Source organism: Haloarcula laminariae (genome assembly GCF_025457605.1).
In the GTDB taxonomy this organism is placed as follows: domain Archaea; phylum Halobacteriota; class Halobacteria; order Halobacteriales; family Haloarculaceae; genus Haloarcula; species Haloarcula laminariae.
Genome location: NZ_JAMZFY010000001.1, coordinates 1882431 through 1901732, shown reverse-complemented (window position 1 = coordinate 1901732; position 19302 = coordinate 1882431). Strand labels below are relative to the sequence as shown.

The window sequence follows — 19302 nt, the reverse complement described above, 5'->3', positions numbered from 1 at the left end:
GGCGCCACGGCGACACTCGGTACGCGGACCGGTCACCGGTACGCTTCCAGCAGGTCATCGAGAAGCAGGCAGCGCGGGTCGGTCACCGGGTAGGCCGTGTCGATGTACGCTTCGGCCGTCTCGATGTCCCCGCGGACGGCGTACTGCCGGACGCGGGCCGCGTTCTCGTAGAAGGCCTCGTTGAGTTCGGCCTCGCCGGCCTCGGCTGTCGCCGGGTCCGTCGTGAACAGCTCGCTCCGAATCTCCTCGAAATCGACCATCTCGGCCTCGTACTCTCCCAGCTCCGAGAGGACGTACTCCACGGCGAACCGCTGGAACTCCGATTTGCTCGAGAAGACGTCGTCCTCGACCATCTCCTCGACGCGGTCCATCACCGCCTCGGGGAAGCGAACTGTTGATTTGACCACGTTGTTCGATGCACAGGGTGAACCACTATAAATTCACCTTCGTGTGCAAGGTTTCCGACAGGTCTGGGCGGCGCCCTACCGCTCGACGACCCGCATCGACATCTCCTGGCGGGGGTGGGCCGTCAGCGAGGGCATCAGCTCCAGGGGCGTCTCGCCCAGGAACTCCAGCTCGTACTGCTGGGCCGTCGTCGCGACGATGAGCTGGGCTTCCAGCATCGCCAGGTGTTTGCCGATGCAGTGGCGCGGGCCGCCGCCGAAGGGGAAGTACGCGAAGCGCGGCCGCTCTTGGGCGCGTTCGGGTTTCCAGCGCTCCGGGTCGAACGTCTCGGGGTCGTCGTAGAACCGCTCCGAGCGGTGGACGCCCCACTGGGGGAGCATCAGCGTCAGTCCCTCCTCGACGGGGTAGCCCGACAGGGTCACGTCCTCGGTCGGCTCGCGGAATATCGTGTACACCGGCGGGTAGAGCCGCATGGCCTCCTGGATGACCCACTCCAGGTAGTCCAGCTCGCGGACGTGTTCCATCCCGGGCCGGTCGTCGCCGATGACCTCGTCTAGCTCCTCGTGGACGCGCCGTTCGACCTCGGGGTGTTCCGACAGCAGGAACCACGTGTAGGTGAGCGTCAGCGCCGTGGTGTCGTGGCCGGCGAGCAGCATCGTCATCATCTCGTCGCGGAGCTGTTCGGGCGACTCGACGCCGTCGTCGCGGGCGCGGATGAGTACCGAGAGGAAATCCATGGGGCCGTCCTCGCCGCTGCCGGCGGTCCGTTCGCGCACCGCGATGATGTCGTCGAGAATCGAATCGAGCGTCTCGACGGCCGCGTCGAACTCGGCGTCGTCGGGCATCGGCATCCACTCGGGCGCGGCGAAACGCAGCGGGTCGGGCTCGAACCGCTGCCCCAGCGGCATGAGCTGTTCCTCTATCGTCTCGACGCGCTGTTCGCTCAGCTCGACGCCCATCATCAGGTCGAGAATGACGTCGAGCGTCGTCCGTGTCATCACGCGCTCGGCGTTGACCACGTCGCCGTCGGCCCAGCCGGCCAGCCGGTCCTCGGCGTGGCCGGTGATGCGGTCGGCCATCCCCGCGAGCCGGCGCATCGAGAACGCCGGATTGGCGAGCTGGCGCTGTTTCTCCCAGGTGTCGCCCTCGGAGAGCAGGAGTCCGTCGCCGAGCAGGTCCCCCAGGGCGTCGCCCTGGAAGTCGGGTTTCCGGAAGCGGTCGGCCTCCGAGACCAGCACCCGCTCTATCGCGGCCGGGTCCGAGAGCATCACCGTCTCCATCGGCCCCATGTCGAAGTAGGCCACGTCGCCGTAGGCGTCCTCCAGGGTCGAGATGAATCTGAACGGGTCCGAGGCGTAGGTCCGACTGCTCCCGAACAGCGGTTCGCCCTTCGGTCCGGGTGGCGTTTCTGCCATTGGCGCGGGTTAGGACTCGGCACGTTTGAATTGCGTGCCAACTCCGGCCAGGGAGACGCCGCTCGCACTGGTTCGGACGGGAGAAACCCACGACGGCCAAACTTCCAGGGCGCTGTCACTGACAGACGATACCACCCATCGTATAGTTCGTCGCGGAACCCACACCGTTTTATGAACTCACGTTGTAGCCATCGACAACCGAGCGCACGGCCGCCCGCGACGGGTCGGCGGCCGGCAGACGACGGGAACAGTCGTCGGGACGTGAGTCCCTGCCACTACGGACATCGAGGCTACGGGCGACACCCGGCCGGCCTCAACGTCCACAGCGCCGTTTCAGCCGTTACCGTCGTTGCCAGCCCCGACCGCCGCTCGCGGACGGCTCCTACTCGGAGCTACAACCATGGAAGTCGAAATCGCAACAATTGGCGGATACGAGGCTGTTGGCCGACAGATGACGGCCGTCCGAGCGGGGGACGACGTCGTCATCTTCGACATGGGCCTGAACCTCTCGAAGGTACTGATTCACGACAACGTCGAGACCGAGCGGATGCACTCGCTGGACCTCATCGACATGGGCGCAATCCCGGACGACCGGGTCATGTCCGAGCTCGAAGGCGACGTGAAGGCCATCGTGCCGACACACGGTCACCTCGACCACATCGGCGCCATCTCGAAGCTGGCCCACCGCTACGACGCCCCCATCGTCGCGACGCCGTTCACCATCGAACTGGTCAAACAGCAGATCAAGGGCGAGGAGAAGTTCGGGGTCCAGAACGACCTCGTCAAGATGGAGGCCGGCGAGACGATGCAGATCGGCGAGCGCAACGAACTCGAGTTCGTCAACGTCACCCACTCTATCATCGACGCCATCAACCCCGTGCTCCACACGCCCGAGGGCGCCGTCGTCTACGGGCTGGACAAGCGGATGGACCACACGCCGGTCATCGGCGACCCCATCGACATGAAGCGGTTCCGGGAGATCGGCCGCGAGGACGAGGGCGTCCTCTGTTACATCGAGGACTGTACGAACGCCGGCCGGAAGGGCCGTACGCCCTCCGAGAACGTCGCTCGAACCCACCTCAAGGACGTGATGACGAGCATCGAGGACTACGACGGCGGCATCGTCGCCACGACGTTCTCCTCGCACATCTCCCGCGTGAAGAGCCTGGTCGAGTTCGCCAAGGACATGGGCCGCCAGCCGGTCCTGCTGGGCCGGTCGATGGAGAAGTACTCCGGCACCGCCGAACGGCTGGACTTCGTCGACTTCCCCGACGACCTGGGGATGTACGGCCACCGAAAGTCCGTCGACCGCACGTTCAAGCGAATCATGAACGAGGGCAAGGAGAACTTCCTGCCCATCGTCACCGGACACCAGGGCGAGCCGCGCGCGATGCTCACCCGTATGGGCCGGGGCGAGACGCCGTACGAACTGGACAACGGCGACAAGGTCATCTTCTCGGCCCGGGTCATCCCGGAGCCGACCAACGAGGGACAGCGCTACCAGTCCGAGAAGCTGCTGGGCATGCAGGGCGCCCGCATCTACGACGACATCCACGTCTCGGGCCACCTCCGACAGGAGGGCCACTACCAGATGCTCGAAGCGCTCCAGCCACAGAACGTCATCCCCGCTCACCAGAGCCTGAAAGGGTTCGCCCCCTACGTCGACCTCGCCGAGGACATGGGCTACAAGGTCGGTCGCGACCTGCATATCACCCGTAACGGCAACATGATCCAGCTCACCGAGTAAGCATGTCAGAACGCCATCAGCAGGTCGAACAAGCCATCCTCTCCCGTCGCGAGCGGGTCAACGAGGCCCTGCCCGAGGAGCTCCCGGTCACGCGACCGGAGGGGCTCTACGAGGCGACCCGGTACCTGCTCGACGCCGGCGGCAAGCGGCTCCGGCCGACTGTCCTCCTGCTGGTTGGCGAGTCGCTGCTGGATGTCGACCCGCTGGGGGCCGACTACAGAGCGTTCCCCACCCTCGACGACGGGGAGGCCGACCTGCTGTCGGCCGCCATCGCCATCGAGGTCATCCAGACGTTCACGCTCATCCACGACGACATCATGGACGACGACGACCTCCGACGCGGGGTCCCGGCCGTCCACAAGGAGTACGACCTCTCGACGGCGATTCTGGCCGGCGATACGCTGTACTCGAAGGCCTTCGAGTTCCTCCTCGCGACCGGCGCGGCCGACGACCGGACCGTGGCAGCGAACAAGCGCCTGGCCGAGACCTGTACCCGAATCTGTGAGGGGCAGTCGCTGGACATCGAGTTCGAGGCCCGCGACGCCGTCACGCCCGACGAGTATCTGGAGATGGTCGAGCTCAAGACCGCCGTGCTGTACGGCGCGGCCGCCGCCATCCCGGCCACCCTGTTGGGCGCCGACGACGACACCGTCGAGGCGCTGTACAACCACGGGCTGGACGTCGGCCGGGCCTTCCAGATTCAGGACGACCTGCTGGACCTGACGACCCCGTCGGAGAAACTGGGCAAACAGCGCGGGTCGGACCTCGTCGAGAACAAGCAGACTTTGGTCACGCTACACGCCCGTCAGCAGGGCGTCGACGTGGCGAACCTCGTCGACACCGACTCCGTCGAGGCCGTCTCCGAGGCCGAGATCGACGCGGCCGTCGAGGCGCTCCGGGACGTGGGCTCTATCGAGTACGCCCAGTCCCGCGCCCAGGAGCTCGTCACCAGCGGGAAGGAGAACCTCGAAGTCCTGCCGGACAACGAGGCCCGCGACCTGCTCTCGGGCATCGCCGACTACCTCGTCGAACGCGACTACTGACGGCGCTCCCGGTGGATTTTTACTCCCGAGGCGGTAGTTCCACAGCATACGCGACGGTCGCCGAACGCCCGTCGTGCCGACACATGGCCCCTCCAAACCGCTCGCGGTACGTTTCGACCGACCGCTTCGTGCTCGTAGGCAGCGGACTCGTCTTCCTGACGGTGGTGATAGTCGGTATCTGGTCGGCCGGCCTGCCGGCCGGCGGCGGGACGCCGACCGTCGACGCGAACGTCAGCGAGCAGTACGATTCCTTCGGCGCGCTGTCGGCCACGCGGACGACCGTAATCGAACGCGACGGGACAGTCAGCTCCAGGGCGGTACACAGCGTCGTGCTGGACCCGACCACGGGGAAACAGCGGCTCCGCCTCACCGACTCGTCGGTGGACCGGTACGACCTCCGGATTTCGAACGGGTCGGTGTTGTGGCTCCACGAGCGGGACCGAAACGAGGTGACGAAGATTCCGCTCACCGGGCCGTCCCGGACGGCCGGTAGCGCCGACCGCGTACGGCGTCTGCTCGTGCGCGCCAACCTCACCCCGGCCGAGAGAACGGGCCAGGCGCCCGGCGTCGAACCACTGCCCGTGGTGCCACAGGAACAGGGCCAGCCGCCCCGTCAGTCGGCGGCCGGCTACGCCGTCAGCTACGTCGGAAACGAGACTGTCGACGGCCGGGAGACGTACGTCGTCGATATCACGCCGCGTGCGGACGCCGCGGCCACGTACCGACAGACCGTCTGGATAGACACGGAGCGGCTCTACCCGCTCAAGCGACAGACCTCGTGGCGCGATGACGGCGTCCGGACCGAGATGACGACCACCTACACCGACGTGTCGTTCGACGCCACCGCCGACCCGGGAACGTTCCGCCCGGACATCGGCCCGAACACGTCCGTCGAGACGGCCGACACGCCGGAGACGACGGTGTACCGGCGTCGCGGCGCCCTGGCCGCCAACACCTCGCTACGGGTCCCGGAGCCGGAGCTGCCGCCCTCGTACGAGTGGACCTACGCCACGCGGACCACGGGCGAGGTCAACGGGGTCGGACTCCGGTACGTGAACCGGTCTAGCGAAATCACGGTGTCCAAGTACAACTACACCTACGAGCCGGAAAACCCGGACGAGCGGCGCCGAATCGACGGTCGGCCGGTGACGGTCAGTCCCGGGCCGACCGCGTCGGTGTCGTGGACCTGCGACAGCTTCCGCTACACCGTCCGCGGGAGCGGTGTCTCCGTTGACCAGCTCGTCACCGTCGGCCGGTCGGTCGGCTGTCCCGCGGACCCGGGCTAGGGGACCGACTTCTGGGTCAGAAACTCGGCTCCGGTTTATATGCTCCCGGCCGCCCACTAATGAGATGCGGGAGCCGCGGTGGTCCCCGCTGTCCAGCCCTCCACGCTTCGGGCCTTCCGCTGCAGGTCCCCACTGTGGGTTCCCCATCCCTGCCTGCGCTGCTCGCGTTCAAACCGATGCCGCTGTGTGGTCTCCAGCCTCCAACTCCGTGGCTCACACCCACTCCCCTTCCCCGCTGACGCGTGACCGACTGCCGGACATCGGTTTCTGTCTCGGAAAGTGGCAGGACCTTTTATACAAACGGCCGTGGTTGGTCCAGTACGTGAGTGAGGACCCGGCGTTGGGCGAGGTTCTCGACCTGCTTAGCGACGAGTACGCCCGGGATATCCTCGCAGCAGCGAGTGAGAGACCTATGTCCGCAAACGAGCTCGCCGAACAGTGTGGCATGTCTGAGCCGACGGTGTATCGTCGAATTAGCTCGCTCCAGGAGCACGAGCTGGTAGCGGAACGGACGAAAGTAGAGACCGGGGGCAACGACTACAAGCTCTACGTGGCGACGCTTTCGCGGTTCGCCCTCGAACTCGAGGACGGCTCGTTCGAATCGGCCATCACCCGCCGACAGGCGCCGGATTTCCCCGGGCAAGCGGAAGACGACACGGCCGACCGATTCACGAAAATGTGGGAGAACCTATGATATGATTTCGCTGCCCTCGCTCGTCGACTGGCTCATCGTCGCGTTCGCGTTCGGCTCGACCCTCGTCGGCGGGTACATCGGCTACCAGGCCTACCGCGGCTACCGGCGCCACGACAGCCCGTCGATGCGGTTTCTCTCGCTCGGGCTGTTCCTGCTCACGACGGTCGCGTTCAGTATCGCCTTCGTCGGGTCGGCGTTGCTCAGAGAGGGCGTTCTCCCGGTCCGGTTCCAGCAGTCGCTCACCCTGGTGACACGGACGTTGCAGTTCCTCGGCGTGGTGTTCATCGCGTACTCGCTCCACCGGCGTGGCTGACAGGGCCCCGCGGTCGTCTCCGGTACGGCTGACCGAACCCGACGGCGTTTTGAGGCCGCCCGCCGGAGGCTTCGACCATGGACGACGCCGTACGCCAGCGTATCGAGGAGGCCGCCGAGACGAACGCCCTCCTCAACGCGGTCAAACACGACAGCGAGGCACAGGTCGGAGCCATCATGGGGCCGCTCATGGGCGAGAACCCCGAGTTCCGCGAGTACGGCGACGAGATACCGGGCATCATCGCCCCGGTGGTCGACCGGGTCAACGGGATGAGCGGCGAGGAGCGACGCGAGCGCATCGCCGAACTCGCACCCGAGAGGTTAGACGAGATAGAGAGCGAGGACGACGGCGACGACCACCCGCTGCCGGACCTCCCGAACGCCGACGAGGGCGAGGTGCGGATGCGCGTCGCGCCGAACCCGAACGGCCCGTGGCACATCGGCCACGCGCGGATGGCGGCGGTCATCGGGACGTACAAGGACCGCTACGACGGCGAGTTCGTCTGTCGCTTCGACGACACCGACCCCGAAACCAAGCGGCCTGACCTCGACGCCTACGACGCGATTCTCGACGCTATCGGCTATCTCGGCTTCGAACCGGACGACGTGGTCAAAGCGAGCGACCGCGTGGAGACTTACTACGACCACGCCCGCGAACTCATCGAACTGGGCGGTGCCTACACCTGCTCCTGCCCGCAGGGGGACTTCTCGGACCTGAAGAACAACGGCGAGGCGTGTCCCCACCGCGGGAAGGACGCCGAGACGGTCGCCGAGGAGTTCGAGGCGATGGTCGACGGGGAGTACGACAGCGGCGAGATGGTGCTGCGGGTCCGCACCGACATCACCCACAAGAACCCCGCCCTGCGGGACTTCGTCGCTTTCCGGATGATAGACACGCCACACCCGCGCGAGGAGGCCGCCGACTACCGCTGCTGGCCGATGCTCGACTTCCAGAGCGGTATCGACGACCACCTGCTGGGCATCACCCACATCATCCGCGGTATCGACCTGCAGGACTCCGCGAAACGCCAGGGGTTCGTCTACGACTACTTCGACTGGGAGTACCCCGAGGTCGTCCACTGGGGGCACGTCCAGGTCGACGCCTACGACGTGTCAATGTCGACCTCGACCATCGGCGAACTGATCGCCGAGGGCGAACTCGACGGCTGGGACGACCCGCGCGCGCCGACGGTTGCCAGCCTGCGTCGCCGTGGCATCCGGGGCGAGGCCCTGGTCGACGCGATGGTCGAACTGGGCACCTCGACCTCCGACGTCGACCTCGCGATATCGTCGGTCTACGCGAACAACCGCGAGATGATAGACGACGACACCGACCGCGCCTTTTTCGTCCGCGACGACCCGGCCCACGGCGGGCTGGTCGAGCAAGATGTCACGGGCGGTCCCGACGCCGGCCACCCGCCGCTCCACCCCGACTTCGAGGACCGGGGCCGGCGAGACATCCCCGTCACGGCGGGGGTCGTCGTCGAGGGCGACGACCTGCCCGCAGAGGGTGAGCGGGTCTGGCTCAAGGGGTACGGCTGCGTGCGACACACCAGTGACGGCTTCGAGTACGTCGGCGACGACATCACGGCCGTTCGCGAGGAGGGCGTCGACGTGGTCCACTGGGCGCCGGCCGACGGTCCCACCCTGCGACTGCGGACAATGGACGGCGACGTGACCGGCCTGGCCGAGCCGGGGCTGGTGGCGTACGAGCCCGACGACATGCTCCAGTTCGAACGCATCGGCTTTGCCCGCGTCGATGCGGTCGAGTCCGACGGCGAGTCGGTCGCGTACTTCGCCCACCCCTAGAAGGTGACCTCGAACCGGGCGCCGCCCGGCTCGCTTTCGGTGACGGTGACGTCCCAGCCGTGGGCGTCAGCGATAGTCCGGACGATGTCGAGCCCGAAGCCCGTCCCGCCCTCCGCCGTGGTAAAGCCCGATTCGAACACCTCCTCCGCCCGGCTCTCGTCGATACCGTCCCCGTCGTCGGCGACGTAGAACCCGTCCGACAGCGCGCCGACGGTCACGGTCACCGGCTCACCGTCGGCGCTGCCGTGGCGTATCGCGTTGCTGAACAGGTTCTCCAGTAGCTCCACCATCCTGTCCGGGTCGCAGTCGACGGTCGGGGGGTCCGCGATATCGAGCTGCCCCGCCCCGCTCGCGACGTTCGCCCACGCACGCCGGGCCAGCGTCGACAGCGCCGCCGGCTCCGTCTCGCCGATGGCCCGCCCCTGTTTGGCCAGCGCCAGGGTCTCGTCGATGAGCTGTTCCATCCGCTGGAGCGCGGCCTCGACGTCGTCGAGCCGGGTCGTGACGTCGCCCTCGCCGTCCCGCGCCAGCTGGAGATGTCCCGCCGCGACCTGCAACGGGTTCCGGAGGTCGTGACTGACGAGGCTGGCGAACTCGTTGAGCCGCTCGTTCTGGCGTTCGAGCCGGCGCTGTCTGGCCTTCTGCTCGGTGATGTCGGCGATGATGGCGACGGTCCCGACGATGTCGCCGTCGGTGTTCCGTATCGGGGCCGCCGACACTCTGGTTGGCACCGTCCGCCCGTCCTCGTGCCGTAGCTCCGTCTCCAGTCCGGTCAGGTGGTCCCCGTTCTGGACGCGCTCGTGGTGTTCGAGGAGCTCCTCGCGGTTCTCGTCGGGGATGAGCGGGAGTTGCTCGCCGCGGACCTCGTCGGCCGCCCAGCCGAACAGCGACTCGGCGGCGGGGTTCCAGACGTCGACGACGCCGTCTGTGTCGTGGGCGACGATGGCGAGGGGCGAGGCCTCGACTAACGTCTCCAGGCGCTCTGTCGTCTGTGCCAGCTCGGACTCGATGGCCTTCCGCCGGCTGATGTCCCTGATGATGCCGACACGGCCGGTGGTGCCGTCGCCGAGTTCGACTGGGGCCAGGTCCAGTTCGCAGGGGACGTCGGTCCCGGAGCCAGTCCGGACCGTCGCCTCGGTGCGGTCGGTGAACCCGCCGTCGGTGACCGTCGGCTCCGGCCCCAGGACGGCCGATATCGGCTCGCCGACGAGGGCGTCCGCGTCGTATCCCACCAACTCCGCGAACGGGTCGTTGTACCGGACGATTCGGTCCTCGCCGTCGAGGACGTAGACGGGCTCGGTGACAGAATCGAAGATGAGCTTGTACTGTTCGAGGCGTTGCTCGCGGCGCTTTCGCTCGGTGACGTCGCGCAACACCACCAGGGTCCCGACCGGCTCGTCGAACCGGTCGGTAAAGGAGGTCGTCTCGACCTCCAGGAACCGCTCGTCGCCGTCGACCGTCACCGAGAGCTCCTCCCAGTCGCGGTGGCCGCCTTCGTCTGTCCGGGCCCGCTCCCACCCCTCGATGACGCGCTCGATGGGCCGTCCCACGAGCTCCCTATCGCCCAACAGCGTCCTCGCTGCGGGGTTGACGTCGCTGATTCGGCCGTCGACGTCCAGGACGACGGTCCCGTCGCCCATGGTCTCGACGATGGCTGACTGGGCCGCCGGGACCGGGTCCAGCGTGTTGAACGTGTAGAGACCGACGGTCATCGCGACCCCCGAGAGCCCCCAGGCAAAAATCGTCGCGTCCTCCGGGACTTCGAGGAAGTACTGTTGGGTCAGCGCGACGGTCCAGGGGGCAAGCGCCGCGACCAGGACGGCCCCGGACTGTGTCCGGTAGAGGTGGCGCGAGCGGAGGAAAAGCCGGACGAGCACGACCGTCCCGGCCAGCGCGGTGACGAGAATGGTCCCCATGTGGACGAGAAACAACAGCGTGAGCTGCGTGTCCGTGGCGTGGAGCAGCGACCCGGTTCCGCCCGTCGCAGGGAGCTCGAAGAACGCGACGCCGGGCAACAGGAAGCCGACGATTAGCAAGAGCGGGTCCAGCGCCAACACGCCGACGATGCGACGCGTCAGGGGTCGGTCGAAGTTCGCGTACTGGAGGGCGGCGTAGAGCCAGGAGATGGCGACCGTGCTCTGGGCGACCGTCGCCAGCTGGCGGTAGCGGAGCTGTGTCGAGAGCGTCGTGGCGGTGATGTCACCGACGTACGCGAACGCCCCGACCCCCAACGCGAGGAAGAACACCAGCATCGGGGTTCCGCCGGGCTCCGCCCGCTTGCGCCACGCGAGCGCGGCACACAGCGTGGAGACGGCGGTGAGAAGATAGAGCAGGAGAACGAACTGCTCGTACATTGACTTCTGTATGTGGTTCATTTGTCCTCTTTGTTCTATCGGTGCGTCTCGGCCCGACAGCGGCCGTATACGCCCCGGGATATTTTTACCGGCCTCGCCCGGAATGCCGTCCGTGAACGCACCAGAGGCCACGACAGTCACGGTCCGCCGGGATATCCCCTTCCACGAGGGCGAAGGCGAGACGCTGTTGCTCGACGTCTACGAGGACGCGGCGGCGACCGGGCCGAAACCGCCCGTCGTGCTCGTCAGGGGCGGCGGCTTCACGGTCGGCGACAAGGGCGAGTTCGCCCGCCAGGCCATCGACCTCGCCGAGGCGGGCTATCTCGTCGTCGAGCCCCAGTATCGGCTCGCGCCGGAGTGGACGTTCCCGGCCGCGCTGGTCGACGTGAAGGCGGCCGTCGCGTGGTGTCGGACCGAGTGCGAAGCGGCGGACCCACAGTGCGTCGCCGCCGTCGGCCACTCCGCCGGCGCAAACCTGGTCGTCCTCGCGGCCGCGACGGCCGACGACCCGGCGCTGGAACCCGACCAGTACCCCGGCGCGTCGTCGGCCCTGTCGGCCGTCGTCGGCTACGCGGGTATCTACGACTTCCGCGTGGGACACGACGACCGCCGGGAGACGTATCTGGGCGGGTCGCCCGAGGACGTACCCGCGGCCTACGACCTCGCCTCGCCGGTCGAGCAGGCCGATATGTCGATGCCGCCGACGCTCTTGCTCCACGGCGAGGACGACGGCGTCGTGCCGCCGCGGCAATCCGCGATACTCGCGGAGACGCTCGACCCGCTGACGACGGTCGACCACCGTGTGGTTCCGGGCGGCCACGGCTTCCCGTTCGCCGGCGCTCACTACGACGACACGTACGACGTTACCGTCGAGTTTCTGGACGGACAGCTGTCGTCGCCGAGCGACCACGGGCCGGCAGCGTCAGACCGTCTCCCAGACGACATCGACGGCTCGCCCCGCTAGCGGGTCGGGACGTTGCGCCACTCACTCGACGGGCACGTCACTCGCGTTCGGGCTGTCACCGCCGTGGGGCGTGGCCCGGCGTCGAATCTGTGCGGCGTGGACCGTCTCCGTCGAGTCGTCGATGATAACGACTTCCCCCGGCTCGGTCGGCAGTCGCTCCCCCAGCGAGGATTGCATATACGTCGGCCGGGCGGCGTCCAGCGCCTCCAGGTCCGCTTCGGCGGTCAGCCGGTGGGAGACGATGATGTCGGACTGGGAGACGGCCACTTCCGGCACGACGCTCGGCCGCTGGGTCGCCATGACGAGACTCACACCGGGTGCGCGACCACGCGTGAGTATCGTCTCCAGTGCCGACCGCGCCACGCCGTCGAAGAAGGTGTGGGCCTCGTCGACCAGCACCCACGGGAGCCGGGGGATGTCCCGGTCGACGCGGGCCCGATACAGCGTCTCGCCGACGCCGCGGGCGATGGCGTTCATCGGCGCGGCGTCCAGCCCTGAGACGTCGACGACCGTAATATCGTCACTGCCGAGGTCCCCGGCGGTCATCCCGTCGACGTCGAAGACCCCCCACGACTCGGCGAGGCTGATGTGGTTCGTCGCGGCGCGCTTGTCCGTCCCGGGCGCGTCGGCGTCCGCCACGTGGGCGCGCATCGCCGCGAGCGTCTCGCAGCGCCCGGCGGCCTGCCAGACGAGCGCGCCCGCGCCGCTCTCCGGTGAGAGCCCCAGCAGCGCACACCAGGATTTGGGGTCGAGCGACGCCGGCGTCACGGCCGGTTTCTCGACGACTGTCGTCGGCACCGGTTCGCCGTCGGCGTCCGCTTCCAGGGTGTCGAAGGCGCCCATCGGGTCGATGACGACCGGGGCCACCCCCGCCGCCCGCGCGAGCGCCTCGGCGATGACTCCCAGCGTGTAGGACTTCCCGTAGCCGCGCTTTCCGACGACGAGCATGGCGTGTGGGCCGTCGAGGTCGATGTGCAGCGGCGCCCCTTCGCTCCCGTCGAGGGCGCGGTAGGTCCCCAACTCACCCGCGTGGCCGGCCTCGATGTCTCCCTCCCGTCCGAGTACGAAGCTCACAGCGGGGCTGGTCCCGGCCCGGTATTTCAACCTTGGTCCGACAGTATTTGTAGCCGGCAGCCCAACCCGGTCTCATGCGCGTTGCGGTGGTCACAGTCGGAGACGAACTGCTCGTCGGCGAGACGGTCAACACGAACGCCGCGTGGCTTGGCGAACAGCTACGGGACCGGGGCGTCTACGTCGAGCGGATGACGACACTGCCGGACCGGACCGGAGATATCGCCCGCGTCGTCAACGAGTACCACGCCGAATACGACGCGGTCATCGTCACCGGCGGGCTGGGGCCGACCCACGACGACGTGACCATCGAGGGGGTCGCGGCCGCCTTCGGCCGCGATGTCGTCGAGAGCGAGGACGCCATCGAATGGCTGGACGAACACGGCGGCTACAGCCACGGGGACCTGGCCGAAGGGACCGGTGAGATTCCGGCGGGGAGCCGACCGCTCCTGAACCACGAGGGCGTCGCCCCTGGCTGTGTCGTCGAGAACTGCTACGTCCTCCCCGGGGTCCCCACGGAGATGAAGCGGATGTTCGCCGAGGTGGCCGACGACTTCGAGGGCGAGAAGCGCCACGTCGTCACCGTCGACGCGGCCGAACCCGAGAGCGCTCTCCTCGACCGGATACAGGGCGTCAGAGACCGGTTCCCGGTGAAGGTCGGCAGCTACCCGGGCGAGTACGTCACCGTGCGGTTGGAAGGCACCGACCCGGAGGCGGTCGAAGCGGCGGCGGCGTGGCTCCGCGAACGGGTCGACCGGGTCGAGGAGTGAGACGCTCGGCGGGCGGGACTACCGGTAGAGGTACGCCAGCCAGCCGAACGTCAGCGCGAGGCCGCCGAGAGTGATGAAGGCGCCCGAGGCGTTGATGACACCGGGCTGGACGCCCGACGCGAGGAGTTGTAACATACCCGCCCTTTCAGTGGCCGCTGTCTTGAATGATACGCTCCCGGGCCGCTTTTGCCGCCGGGTACAGTACGCCGGGGTATGCGCCGTATCGCAGTCGTCGTCAACCCCATCGCCGGGATGGGAGGTCGCGTCGGCCTGAAGGGTACCGACGGGAAGGTCGCGGAGGCGCGGGAACGGGGCGCGGAGCAACGAGCGCCCGAGCGGGCCCGCGAGGCCGTCGCGGCCCTGGCCGCGGTCGGCCGGGACATCGAGGTGCTGACCTACGGCGAGCCGATGGGCGAGTCCGTCGTCAGGACCGCCGGTTTCGACCCGACAGTCGTCGGCGAGCCGGCCGACCCCGACGCGACGACGGGCGAGGACACCAGGGCGGCGGTCAGGGCCTTCGTCGACCGAGCGGCGGACTGTATCCTGTTTGTCGGCGGCGACGGCACCGCCGTAGACGTGGCCGAGACGCTCGATGAGCTCGACGCCGAGACGCCGATGCTCGGGGTGCCAGCCGGCGTCAAGGTGTACTCGTCGGTCTTCGGCGTCTCGCCGCGGGCGGCCGGCCGCATCGCCGCGACGTTCTCGGAGACCGAGCCAGCCGAGGTCAACGACATCGACGAGGACGCCTTCCGGGGCGGCGAGGTGGTGACCGAACTCCGGGCCGTGGCGACGGTGCCGGTCGCGGACCAGCGCCAGTCGGCGAAACAGCTCGGGGGCGGCACCGTCGAGACGCTCGCCGAGGGCGTCGCCGAGAGCGTTGAGGACGGCGTCACGTACGTCCTCGGTCCGGGGAGCACCGTCGGCGCGATAAAGGAGCGGCTCGGCTTCGAGGGGACGACGCTGGGCGTCGACGTCTGGCGCGACGGCGAGGTCGTCGCGCGCGACGCCGCCGAATCCGACATCCTCGCGGCGCTGGGCGACCGGAATGTCATCGTCGTCTCGCCTATCGGCGGGCAGGGATTCGTCTTCGGGCGCGGGAACCAGCAGCTCTCCCCGGCCGTCATCGCCCGGTGTGATATCGAGGTGGTCGCCTCCCGGCGGAAGCTCGACGGGCTGGGGACGCTGCGGGTCGACAGCGGCGACCCGGATATCGACGCCGAACTGGCCGGCTGGATACAGGTCCGCGTGGGTCGGTACGAGCGCCGGCTCGTCGAAGTCCAGGCCTGATACTGACGATTGTGGGGTCTTGCTCCGGCGCCCCAAACGATTGTATATACTCCGGCAGATTATATGCCGTATAGTGAAGATTAAGGTGTTCGGTGCGTAACCAAGGGCGTATGGAAACGCGGAAAGTTCAACGACTCGGGCCGTCGACGCTGGCGATGACGCTTCCCGCCGAGTGGGCGAGCGCCCACGACGTCGAGAAGGGGGACGAAGTCTCGCTGCGGATGGGTGGCAAAGGGACGCTGACGGTGCTACCCGAATCCGTCCAGAAGGAGGAGTCGGAGGCCGTCATCCACGCGGAGAACCTCGACGCCGACGCCGTCGAGCGGGCCATCGTGGCCCAGTACGTCCTCGGCCGGCGAATCATCCACGTCGAGGCGCCCGACGACCAGACGCTCGAATCGGCCCACATCAACGCCGTCTACAACGCTGAGACCCAGCTGATGGGGCTGGGCGTCATCGAGGAGACGCCGAACAGAATTACGATTCGCTGCTCGGTCGACCCCGAGGACTTCACGCTCAACAACCTGCTCGAACGGCTGGAGTCGACGGGCTCGACGATGCGGAACGAGGCCGTCAAGGCGCTGGCCCACGGCAACCCCGACCTCGCGCAGCGGGCTCTGAACCGGGAGCGACAGGCCAACAAGATATTCGTGCTCCTGCTCCGGCTCATCTTCACCTCCTACCAGAACCCGAACCTCGCGCGGGCCGTGGGACTCGACGACGGCTTCCCGCTCATCGGCTACCGCTCCATCGCGAAGAACCTCGAACTCACGGCCGACAACGCCGAGGACATCGCCGAAATCGCCTTGGAGACCGACGATCACTCGCTGGACGTCGACAGCTCCACCATGCGGCGCATCCGCGATTTCACCGAGGAGGTAAACGAGATAACCGAACTCGCAGTCCAGGCGGCCGTCGAGCGCGACTACGACACCGCCATCCAGGTCCGCAAGACTTACGCCGGCATCGACGACAAGGAACAGGACATCCTCACGGACCTGCCCGAGATGGACAACGAGGCCCTGCTCCAGGTCCGCGAAGTGCTGGTGAGCCTCCAACAGACCGCCGAGTACGCCGTCCGGAACGCCGAAATCGCGACGAACCTCGCGCTCGATGAGGAGTCCGAACACACGACGATTCAGTGACGGGGCCGCGAGAGTTATCGGCTGCTTGAAATTTTTATCCGTCTCCGGGCCGAACGATTCGCACCATGCGAGCAACCAACCCGGCGACGGGCGAGACGCTCCGGACCTACGAGGAAGACGGCGAGTCGGCGGTCGATGCGGCCATAGAGCGGGCGACTGAGGCGTTCGAGCGCTGGCGGGACCGACCGCTGCGCGAGCGGACCTCGCTGCTCTCGGCGGCGGCCGACGTGCTCAGAGAGAACAAGCGAGAGTACGCCGAGACGATGACCGAGGAGATGGGGAAACCGGTCGAGCAGGCCGTCTCGGAGGTAGAGAAGTGCGCGTGGGGCTGTGACTACTACGCCGACCACGCGAGCGCACACCTCGCGCCCGAAGCGCACCCGAGCCCGCCGGGGTCGTCGGCGAAGACCGTCTACGAGCCGCTCGGCCCGGTACTGGCCGTGATGCCGTGGAACTTCCCGTTCTGGCAGGTCTTTCGCTTCGCGGCCCCGTATCTGACGGCCGGCAACGTCGGCCTGCTGAAACACGCCTCGAACGTCCCGGGCTGTGCGAGGGCCATCGAGGAGGTCTTCGCCGAGGCGGGCTATCCAGAGGACGTCTTCACGTCGCTGCTGATTCCCTCCGACCGCGTCGAGGACATCGTCGCCGACGACCGCGTGCGTGCGGCGACGGTGACCGGGAGCGGGCCGGCCGGGCGCGCGGTCGCCTCAGCGGCCGGCGACCACCTCAAGAAGACCGTCCTCGAACTCGGCGGCAGCGACCCGTTCGTCGTGCTCGACGACGCCGACCTGGAGGCCGCCGTCGAGACGGGCGCCTGGGCCCGCAACCAGAACGGCGGCCAGTCCTGCATCGCCGCCAAGCGGTTCGTCGTCCACACGGACGTCTACGACGACTTCCTGGACCGCTTCGTCGCGGCGGTCGAGTCGTTCACCGTCGGCGACCCGACGGCGGAGGGGACGGACATCGGGCCACAGGCCCGCCCCGACCTGCTCGCGGACCTCCACGAGCAGGTCGAGGCCAGCGTCGACGCCGGCGCCACGGTCGAGACGGGCGGCCAGCCGCTCGACCGGGAGGGCGCCTACTACCCGCCGACGGTCCTCACCGACGTACCAGAGGGCTGTCCCGCCGACAGCGAGGAGCTGTTCGGCCCCGTGGCGGCCGTCTACGAGGTCGAGGACGAGGCGGAAGCGGTCCGGAAGGCGAACGACACCGAGTACGGGCTCGGGGCCAGTATCTGGACTGAAGACCGCGAGCGGGGCGAGCGGGTGGCGGGGCGCATCGACGCCGGCTGCGTCTACGTCAACCAGCTCGTCAAGTCGGACCCACGGGTCCCCTTCGGCGGCGTGAAGATGTCCGGCTACGGCCGGGAGCTGTCCGCCGTCGGCATCCGCGAGTTCACCAACCGAAAAACGGTGTGGGTCGAATAGATGAACGCCGCCGAACTGCTGGTCGCGTGCCTCGAACGCGAGGGCGTCGACCACGTCTTCGGGCTCCCCGGCGAGGAGATGGCCGACCTGCTCTTTGCCATCAGAGACTCCTCGATTACCTTCGTCCCGGTCCGTCACGAACAGGGCGCGGCGTTCATGGCCGACGTCCACGGACGCCTGACCGGCCAGGCGGGCGTCTGTCTCGCGACGCTCGGCCCGGGCGCGACGAACCTCCTCACCGGCGTCGCCGACGCCCACCTCGACAAGAGCCCGCTCGTCGCCGTCACCGCACAGGGCGGGCTCGAACGCCTCCACGTCGAGAGCCACCAGGCGCTGGACGTGGTCGGGCTGTTCGAGCCTATCACCGAGTGGAACACCCAGCTCGACGACCCCGACATCGTCCACGAGTCGGTCCACAAGGCGTTCAAGGTCGCCGAGTCGGAGAAACCCGGCGCCACCCACCTCGAACTGCCCGAGGACATCGCCGCCGAGACGACGGAGAAGCAGCCGCTTCCCGAGCGGGACCCCGTCCGGGCCGGAGCGCCGAGCGCGGAGACGATAGAGGCGGTGGCGTCGCTGCTTTCCGAGGCCGACCGCCCGCTGGCTATCGCCGGGAACGGCGCGGTCCGAACGCGCGCGGCCGCCCAGCTGGGGGACTTCGTCGAGGCGTTCGACCTCCCGGTCGCCTCGACGTTCATGGGAAAGGGGGCGGTCCCCGACGACGACGAGCGGTCGCTGTACACGCTCGACTCGGGGGACGGCGCGGCGCTGTCGGCCATCGAGACGGCCGACCTCATCGTCACTGTCGGGTACGATATCGCCGAACACGACCCGGCGGAGTGGCACTGCGAGGGGACGCCCATCGTCCACGTCGACAGCGAACCCGCGGAGGTGTACGAGGCGTACCACCCGGATATCGAGGTCGTCTCGGACATCGGGCAGGCCCTGAGCGCGCTCACGGCCCGCGCCGAGGAGCCTGCGACCGACGACGAGTGGTACGCCGAGATGCGCGAGGCAGTTCGTGCGGACGTAGCCGCCACCCCCGCCGCGGAGGCCCCGTTTACCGTCAAGGGCGTACTCCCGGTCCTCCGCGACGTGCTGGCTCCCGAGGACGTGCTCGTCTCCGACGTGGGGAGCCACAAGATGGCCATCGCACAGAACTATCCCACCTACGAGCCAAACACCTGCATCGTCTCCAACGGCCTCGCTTCGATGGGTATCGCGGTGCCCGGCGGCGTCGCCGCCGACCTCGCGGTCGACGCCGAGGTGGTCGCCGCGACGGGCGACGGCGGCTTCCTGATGAACGCCGCCGAACTGGATACCGCTACCCGGCTGGACTGCTCGTACACCGTCGTCGTGTTCACGGACGACGACTACGGGCTCATCGCGGAGCAACAGCGGGCGGAGACCGGCGAGTCGTTCGGGACCCAGCTGACGAACCCGTCGTTCGGGACCTTCGCCGAGAGCTTCGGCATCGACAGCTACCGGCCGACGACGCGCGCGGAACTGCGAGACGACCTCCAGGCGGCCGTCGACGGGGGGATGTCGCTCGTCGAAATCGCCGTGGCGTAGC

The 19302-nt window shown here is 68.1% G+C and carries 16 protein-coding genes; 12 read left to right on the top strand and 4 right to left on the bottom strand.

The genetic code is table 11. The annotated features are described in order from the left end of the window. Nucleotides 1-32: 32 nt before the first annotated feature. Complete coding sequence (locus NJQ98_RS09730; protein WP_262178081.1) at nucleotides 33-407, bottom strand: ribbon-helix-helix domain-containing protein; 375 nt, start codon at nucleotides 405-407, stop codon at nucleotides 33-35. A gap of 75 nt (nucleotides 408-482) precedes the next feature. Then, the gene (locus NJQ98_RS09725; RefSeq protein WP_262178080.1) at nucleotides 483-1820 is read right to left on the bottom strand and encodes a cytochrome P450; all 1338 of its coding nucleotides are present in this window, start codon (nucleotides 1818-1820) and stop codon (nucleotides 483-485) included. A gap of 400 nt (nucleotides 1821-2220) precedes the next feature. On the opposite strand from NJQ98_RS09725, the gene NJQ98_RS09720 reads away from it, so the two are divergent. From NJQ98_RS09720 to NJQ98_RS09695, 6 genes are all read left to right on the top strand, one after another. After that, nucleotides 2221-3567 (top strand): ribonuclease J, encoded by a 1347-nt coding sequence (locus tag NJQ98_RS09720; protein ID WP_262178079.1) that lies wholly within the window; start codon nucleotides 2221-2223, stop codon nucleotides 3565-3567. Nucleotides 3568-3569: 2 nt separating this feature from the next. After that, a complete protein-coding gene (idsA3, locus tag NJQ98_RS09715) occupies nucleotides 3570-4610 on the top strand; it encodes a geranylfarnesyl diphosphate synthase (RefSeq protein ID WP_262178078.1) in 1041 nt (346 codons plus the stop codon). An 83-nt stretch (nucleotides 4611-4693) separates the two neighbouring features. Next, nucleotides 4694-5896 (top strand): LolA family protein, encoded by a 1203-nt coding sequence (locus NJQ98_RS09710; RefSeq protein WP_262178077.1) that lies wholly within the window; start codon nucleotides 4694-4696, stop codon nucleotides 5894-5896. A gap of 322 nt (nucleotides 5897-6218) precedes the next feature. Continuing rightward, entirely contained in the window at nucleotides 6219-6590 is a 372-nt protein-coding gene (locus NJQ98_RS09705) for an ArsR/SmtB family transcription factor (RefSeq protein ID WP_262178076.1), read from the top strand. A gap of 1 nt (nucleotide 6591) precedes the next feature. Further along, entirely contained in the window at nucleotides 6592-6903 is a 312-nt protein-coding gene (locus NJQ98_RS09700) for a DUF7521 family protein (RefSeq protein ID WP_262178075.1), read from the top strand. Nucleotides 6904-6980: 77 nt separating this feature from the next. Next, a complete protein-coding gene (locus NJQ98_RS09695) occupies nucleotides 6981-8711 on the top strand; it encodes a glutamate--tRNA ligase (RefSeq protein WP_262178074.1) in 1731 nt (576 codons plus the stop codon). Here NJQ98_RS09695 and NJQ98_RS09690 read toward each other — a convergent pair. Next, complete coding sequence (locus tag NJQ98_RS09690; RefSeq protein WP_262178073.1) at nucleotides 8708-11086, bottom strand: PAS domain S-box protein; 2379 nt, start codon at nucleotides 11084-11086, stop codon at nucleotides 8708-8710. The genes NJQ98_RS09695 and NJQ98_RS09690 overlap by 4 nt on opposite strands. An 82-nt stretch (nucleotides 11087-11168) precedes the next feature. On the opposite strand from NJQ98_RS09690, the gene NJQ98_RS09685 reads away from it, so the two are divergent. Further along, a complete protein-coding gene (locus NJQ98_RS09685; RefSeq protein ID WP_262178072.1) occupies nucleotides 11169-12029 on the top strand; it encodes an alpha/beta hydrolase in 861 nt (286 codons plus the stop codon). A 21-nt stretch (nucleotides 12030-12050) separates the two neighbouring features. Here NJQ98_RS09685 and NJQ98_RS09680 read toward each other — a convergent pair whose 3' ends face one another. Then, a complete protein-coding gene (locus NJQ98_RS09680; protein WP_262178071.1) occupies nucleotides 12051-13103 on the bottom strand; it encodes an ATP-binding protein in 1053 nt (350 codons plus the stop codon). Between the two features lie 74 nt (nucleotides 13104-13177). Between NJQ98_RS09680 and NJQ98_RS09675 the strand changes: the two genes are divergently transcribed. From NJQ98_RS09675 to NJQ98_RS09655, 5 genes are all read left to right on the top strand, one after another. Continuing rightward, the gene (locus tag NJQ98_RS09675) at nucleotides 13178-13870 is read left to right on the top strand and encodes a competence/damage-inducible protein A (RefSeq protein ID WP_262178070.1); all 693 of its coding nucleotides are present in this window, start codon (nucleotides 13178-13180) and stop codon (nucleotides 13868-13870) included. A 213-nt stretch (nucleotides 13871-14083) separates the two neighbouring features. Continuing rightward, entirely contained in the window at nucleotides 14084-15157 is a 1074-nt protein-coding gene (locus tag NJQ98_RS09670; protein ID WP_262178069.1) for an ATP-NAD kinase family protein, read from the top strand. A gap of 110 nt (nucleotides 15158-15267) precedes the next feature. Continuing rightward, a complete protein-coding gene (locus tag NJQ98_RS09665; RefSeq protein ID WP_262178068.1) occupies nucleotides 15268-16302 on the top strand; it encodes a phosphate signaling complex PhoU family protein in 1035 nt (344 codons plus the stop codon). A 65-nt stretch (nucleotides 16303-16367) separates the two neighbouring features. Then, nucleotides 16368-17729, top strand: coding sequence for an NAD-dependent succinate-semialdehyde dehydrogenase (locus tag NJQ98_RS09660; RefSeq protein ID WP_262178067.1), 1362 nt, complete (start codon nucleotides 16368-16370; stop codon nucleotides 17727-17729). Further along, nucleotides 17730-19301 (top strand): acetolactate synthase large subunit, encoded by a 1572-nt coding sequence (locus tag NJQ98_RS09655; protein ID WP_262178066.1) that lies wholly within the window; start codon nucleotides 17730-17732, stop codon nucleotides 19299-19301. The last annotated feature ends 1 nt before the right edge of the window (nucleotide 19302 follow it).